Source organism: Nocardia uniformis NBRC 13702 (genome assembly GCF_001613345.1).
GTDB classification, from domain to species: Bacteria; Actinomycetota; Actinomycetes; order Mycobacteriales; family Mycobacteriaceae; genus Nocardia; species Nocardia uniformis.
Map to the genome: position 1 here is coordinate 1 of NZ_BDCE01000133.1, position 5,228 is coordinate 5,228.

Here is a 5,228-nt window from a genome sequence, read left to right on the forward strand (position 1 = left end):
CGGAAAGGGGCTGTCAGTTAGTCACCGAAATTGGAACCTGAGAGGTAGGGCAGGTCAGCCTCCGTGACCGTCTCGACGAAGGCGGATTCTCCGACGCCCGATCGCTCAGCGAATCCGTCACCGACAGCGCCGGTTCCGTTATCCCCGCCCTGGCGGCCGACCCACGAACCCAGCCCATTGCCGATGCCGCCCGCGAGGCGATGACCGTCGGTCTCGCGGTGTGTGGCTATCTCTGCGCCGGACTCCTCGTTGCGGCGCTGGCCGCCACCGCCTTCATCGCCCCCGCCCGCGATCGTGCGGCGGAGGACGTGCTGACGCGATGACGTGCCGCACGACGCGCCGGGGCGGAGGTTAAGGCTTCTTGACCTCTGGTCGCGCGCCCGTCCCGGTCCTCTGACTGGTGACGGGCGTGCGGACCGGTTACCGGGTGTTGCGGAGGCGCGCATCCGCAGGGCTATTCTTCGGAATTCATTGCTCTAAAAGATCTGTCCCTGTCAGGATTTCGAACCATGACGGCGGTTCCATTCTCCGATTCGGAGCGGTTGCTGGCGCTCGGTCGGGAAGCCGCACGGGAATTGGTCCAGGAATTGGCCACCGGTGTGGCGGAATCTCGGACCGGGGTATTGCGGGTGACCGGTGATCCCGGTGGCGATTTCCATATATTCGGTGGACGGATCGCCATCGTGGATTCACCCGGAGCGCCCGGGATCGCCGACCTATTGGCCAGACCCGGGCGATTGTCCACCGGTGTCGCGGATGTGCGGTTGGTGGCCATGATGGCTGCGTTGGACGGCGCTTTCGCCATTGCCGCGGGCTGGCTCGGAAGTTGTTATTGGCAGGAACCGCCAGACCCACCGCCCGGTCAGCCGCTGGTGCCCGGTATCGACCCCGGCTGGCTGCTGCTGGAAACCGAGCGGCGCCTGCGCGCGCTGGCCCACGGCCGGGTCTCACCGTATCGAAATCATCTGTCGCTCACCGATTGTGGTCGCGACCTGCTGGCCGGATCGGCGCAGGGGCAGTGGCAGGACATCCTGTTCTGGGTCAATGGCCGCCGCAGTTGTCGCGATATCGCACTCCAGCTGCACCGCAGCCTCTACGCCGTCACCGTGGATGTGGTCCGCATGTTGGATGCGGACGCCCTGATCATCACACCACCGCGAAACACCCCTGACTCGCCTCAAACGCGACCCGCCTCCGGCCGATTCCTGCTCCCGCGCCGCCGCCGCGGTGCCAGCGGTGTCAACGACACCCTGCCGCCGCCACCGCCGCGACCGGATCGTCCGGCAGTTCAGAAGATCGCCCCCGTACGGGAACAAGAAAGGACGCAATGAATACCGTCACCCCCAAAGGTCCCGGCAGTCTCTCCGACCGAATCGCCGTTCTGGTGAAAGCCCTTCGGTCCGAAGTGCCGGACTGCCTGGCCTCCGGGGCGATCGATATGGCGACCGGAATGCTGCTGGCCGTCGAGACCGTCGACAATCATCCCCAGGAAGTCCTCGATCTACTCGCCGCCGCGACACTGGATATTTTCCAAGGCCGCAATGTCACAATGATCGAAGACATCTGGAAGGAACGCCGCGGAGTCCGAACCGACCGCCACTATTTCCAAGAAATTCTGGTAAACAGCGATAACCTGACCCACCTCTTCATTCGCACCGAAAGCAGAGACGACGTTGTCGTAGTAGCCGTCTGCCGAAAATCGGTCAATGTCGGAATGCTCTTCGCCCAAGCCCGCCGAGTCCTCAAAGACACCGGCCCTCTCTAACTCACTACCCCGAATGCCACTGCGCCCCACCGATTTGCCCATCCGCGCCCTCTGTGTGTAACTTCGTCCCGGGCACTCGGATCAGCACTCCGAGAGCAACTTTCGGGGCTATGGCGCAGCTGGTAGCGCACCTCACTGGCAGTGAGGGGGTCAGGGGTTCGAGTCCCCTTAGCTCCACCAAAGGGGTCATTGCACGAACCGTTCCCGTCGGGGCTGGTACCGCAGAAGCGGTACCGGCCCCGATGTCGTTTCCGGGTTGGGGGATGCGGAAGGTGGGCACGAGCCGGTCGGGTTCGGTGATCTTCACCTGGGTGACCAGGGTTTCGATCAATACTGTGGTTTTGGGTGTGGCCGCCACCGGTGATGACGTCGGTGATGTGGTCCGCGATGCCGGTCAGCAGATCGGGTGCCGGTGTGGTGGGGGCGTTGTCGAGGGTGTCGGTGAGTTCGTCGCGTTGGTTGGTGAGTTGTGTTGTCTTGGTGCGCAATTCGGCCAGTCGGGGGCCGAGGGGTTCAGCGTCGAGGCTGCCGTTTTCGAACGCGGCCAGGTAGCGGTCGATCACTTGCTGGGTTTTGGTGAGTTCGGCGGTGAGGGCGGCCAGTTCGGTGCGGGTGTCCGCGCTGGAGTCGTCGTGGCGCTGCCGGTGATCGGCGATGGCTTGATCGATGAGGTCGTAGCGGGTGCGGTAGAACTGTGCGAGCGCGTCGAGGACGGCGGTGTCGACGGAGTCGGCGTCGAGGCGGGTGAAGTCGCATGTGGTGGTGTCGTAGCGGGCGCGGTTGAAGCAGGTGTAGTAGCGGTAGGACCGTGAACGGCCGGTGGCGCGGGTGCCGATCATGGGTCAGTTCCTCGAAGCGGCCGATCACACCCTGTTCCATCAGCGTGGAAAGACCTGCGGTTGTCCAACTCTCGTGGGTGGGGTGGTTTGGCGATGGCGAGCTGCGCGGCCTCGCGCAGCTACGCCTTCAGATCCTCGGTCAGGGACGTGGCCATGGGCTCGAGCTTGATACACAGGTACGACACCGAGCCGGGCTGAATTGTGTCCGGCTACCGCAGATAGTTCGCGGAATCCGCGCGATTGCGCCACTACCCCCTACGAGTGCCAGGTACAGACCGCGCAGCCGCAGCGCCGGAATGCCCAGTGCCAGACCGAGAACGAAGGTCAGCGCCGCGGCGACAGGCACTGTCGCGACATGCGGTGCGTCCCAGCGGTCCAGCATGACAGCCGTGCTGTACGCCTCGATCGCGAGGAAGGCGCCGTGGCCCCGCGAGATCTGACCAGTCTGTCCCACAAGCAGATTCAGCCCCGGTGTCACACCCCGCATCTACTGTCGCCAGTGTGAAGAAAGCACCGAACCCCTTGCCCGACGAATCCGTCCTCCAGCTCCCGGCTTCCTGGAAGGCCGGTCGGCTGAGGAGCAGACGCGCTCTCCCCTCGGCCAGCGCGACTGAACTGTGGCGCGCCGAATTGCAGCAGCACCGCTCGAGAATCGACCTGGCCATAGAAGTCCCCGAGAACGCGGAATTCGCGAAGGCCATGCAGGCATATCTCGACGGCGAGCCCGATCCGCTCGGCGCTGCCGCCATTTCGATGATCCTCCACGACCGAAGCCGTCGGGAAACGCTGGAGAGCAGCACCATCGATGCCTGGGAGCTCGAGCACGGCCTTCCGTTCGCAGCGGCCGCAGTGGTCGAGGAAGCCGGACTCGCGTACGAGGAGCACCGGCCGTTCCTGAATTCGCCGCGCTGGCGCGAAAGGACCGGGCTGCTGAAACGTGCTGTGCGAGGCGGGGTGGTGGGCGACTGGGAGTACCGCGTCACCGAGCGGCTTCGAGGCGCCATCGAGGCGTGCGAACCCGCGGTCTACAGCGAAGTCAGAGCAGCTGTCGCTTCGCGCCTGCACGGTCAAGCGCTCCTGGAACGAGCTTCGTTGCTGTTCCCGGCCGAGGATCAGTGGATCGCCGACGCATGTGCGGGATACATCGGATACCAAGGCGCGACAGACGGTGGACTCTGGCCGCTCATTCGAACCAGCGACCAACTCGAGGCGCTCGATGGGATCGCGCTCTACCCGCGAGAAATCGGGGCTGCGAAGCTCGGCGCGCTGATGGCTCGGCTCGGCGTCGACTGCCTGCCCGCCTTGGTGGCGACGCTTGACAACGGTTGGGAGCCCGACACCAAAGGCCGACAGGCGGTACTGGCCGCGATCGCCATGCTCCCCAGTGATGCGGCGGTGTCGTTCCTGCTCGACCGTATCGGCGATCGGTTCGTTCTAGAGGCGGCCTGTGCCGCCGCCCGGCGTTTCCCGGTGCGGATGATGCGGGCAGCGGCGGCCCGGTGTCCGGTCGCGTCCGCTGCCGGGCGCGAGCACTTGGCGGCTGTGCTGAGCGAGGTGCCGCAGGAGTGGTTCGACCCCGCGTTCGCGCAGCTCGGAGAATCCGATCAGTCGAGAATCAAGGGGCTCGTGGAAGATCCGGACGCGCTGCCGGAGGTCGCTACGGAATCGCTGCCGGGGCTGCTCGTCGCGCCGCCGTGGCTCGCAGACACTCCGAAGCCGAGTCCGACCGTGATCCGGGGGCTCGGCGCCGAAGACGATCCGAGGCTGGAATGGGCCGAGGAGGAGAAGCAGCGATTCGCCGAGTGTGCCGCCGAATTCGAGCCGACGGCGCCCGGCCCGAGGTGGGATCTCATGGCGGAGGAAGTCTCTCGGCGCTACAGACCTGACTACGTCTGTGAGATGCTCGCCTATGGGCCTTCCGAGTTCGCCGATCCGCTCCTGGAGCGGTGGAAGGGTGAGCTGAAGGCCAACAGCCGGGAGGAGGTCCGGTCGTTCATCCATGCGATCCTGCTTCGTTTCGGGCGCGCGGTCACGGACCGAATCGTCAAGTACATCGCGGACACTCGACGAGAGGGCGACTGCCTCGGGCCCATCGTGTCGCTCGCCGCAGCCCGGACGGCAGCCCACTGGTTCGCGGACCTGAAGGTGGAGCGAGCGGAAGGCGCCGCCTGGCTCGACCGTCATGGGGCGACCGGTGCGATCCTCCTTGTGCCCGATGCCGTTGGAGGCGAGAAGAAACGACGCACCGCAGCTGTGACCGCCCTGATCCATATCGCGGAGCGGCAAGGATCGCAAACAGTCATCGACGCGGCGGGGCACTACGGCGAGCAGGTCGCCGCCGCGATCCGCGTAGTCCTCGAGCAAGGCCCGGTTGAGACTCGACCGGCGAAGAAGCCTGGCATCGGCGCCTGGGTGAATCCTCGGCTGCTTCCGCAGGTCGCGATCAAGGACCGAACCGCAGCACTTCCCAAGACTTCGGTGCTGCATCTGGTCTCAGTACTGTCGATCGCCGAACTCGACACTGCCGACCGCGGAGTGGAGGTGCTCGCTGAGACCTGCGATCTCGAATCGCTTCGAGCGTTCTCCTGGAAATTGTTCGAGCACTGGGATTCGGCCGGCGCTCC

5 protein-coding genes, 1 tRNA gene and 1 pseudogene are annotated in these 5,228 nt (G+C 65.3%); 5 read left to right on the forward strand and 2 right to left on the reverse strand.

Features of this window, described 5'->3' with window-relative positions; all coding sequences use genetic code 11:
* The first annotated feature begins 200 nt into the window (after positions 1-200).
* The 4 genes from NU1_RS43960 to NU1_RS39745 all read left to right on the forward strand — a co-directional run bounded on the left by NU1_RS43960 (position 201) and on the right by NU1_RS39745 (position 1,945).
* Positions 201-323, forward strand: a complete 123-nt coding sequence (locus NU1_RS43960) for a hypothetical protein (RefSeq protein WP_281221296.1) — start codon at positions 201-203, stop codon at positions 321-323.
* Positions 324-509: 186 nt separating this feature from the next.
* A complete protein-coding gene (locus NU1_RS39735) occupies positions 510-1,331 on the forward strand; it encodes a hypothetical protein (RefSeq protein WP_067529692.1) in 822 nt (273 codons plus the stop codon).
* Positions 1,328-1,765: a hypothetical protein gene (locus NU1_RS39740; RefSeq protein WP_067529694.1), complete on the forward strand. Its 438-nt coding sequence runs from the start codon at positions 1,328-1,330 to the stop codon at positions 1,763-1,765. The genes NU1_RS39735 and NU1_RS39740 overlap by 4 nt, the downstream gene beginning before the upstream one ends.
* 104 nt (positions 1,766-1,869) lie before the next feature.
* Positions 1,870-1,945, forward strand: a tRNA-Ala gene (locus NU1_RS39745).
* Positions 1,946-2,523: 578 nt separating this feature from the next.
* Here NU1_RS39745 and NU1_RS44450 read toward each other — a convergent pair.
* Together NU1_RS44450 and NU1_RS39755 are read right to left on the reverse strand one after the other, a co-directional pair.
* Positions 2,524-2,604, reverse strand: a pseudogene (locus NU1_RS44450) (hypothetical protein); the annotation flags it as partial.
* A gap of 139 nt (positions 2,605-2,743) precedes the next feature.
* The gene (locus NU1_RS39755) at positions 2,744-3,091 is read right to left on the reverse strand and encodes an ABC transporter permease subunit (RefSeq protein ID WP_067529698.1); all 348 of its coding nucleotides are present in this window, start codon (positions 3,089-3,091) and stop codon (positions 2,744-2,746) included.
* Between the two features lie 14 nt (positions 3,092-3,105).
* Between NU1_RS39755 and NU1_RS39760 the strand changes: the two genes are divergently transcribed.
* The coding region (locus NU1_RS39760) for a hypothetical protein (RefSeq protein ID WP_157553668.1) at positions 3,106-5,228 on the forward strand (2,123 nt) is incomplete at its 3' end.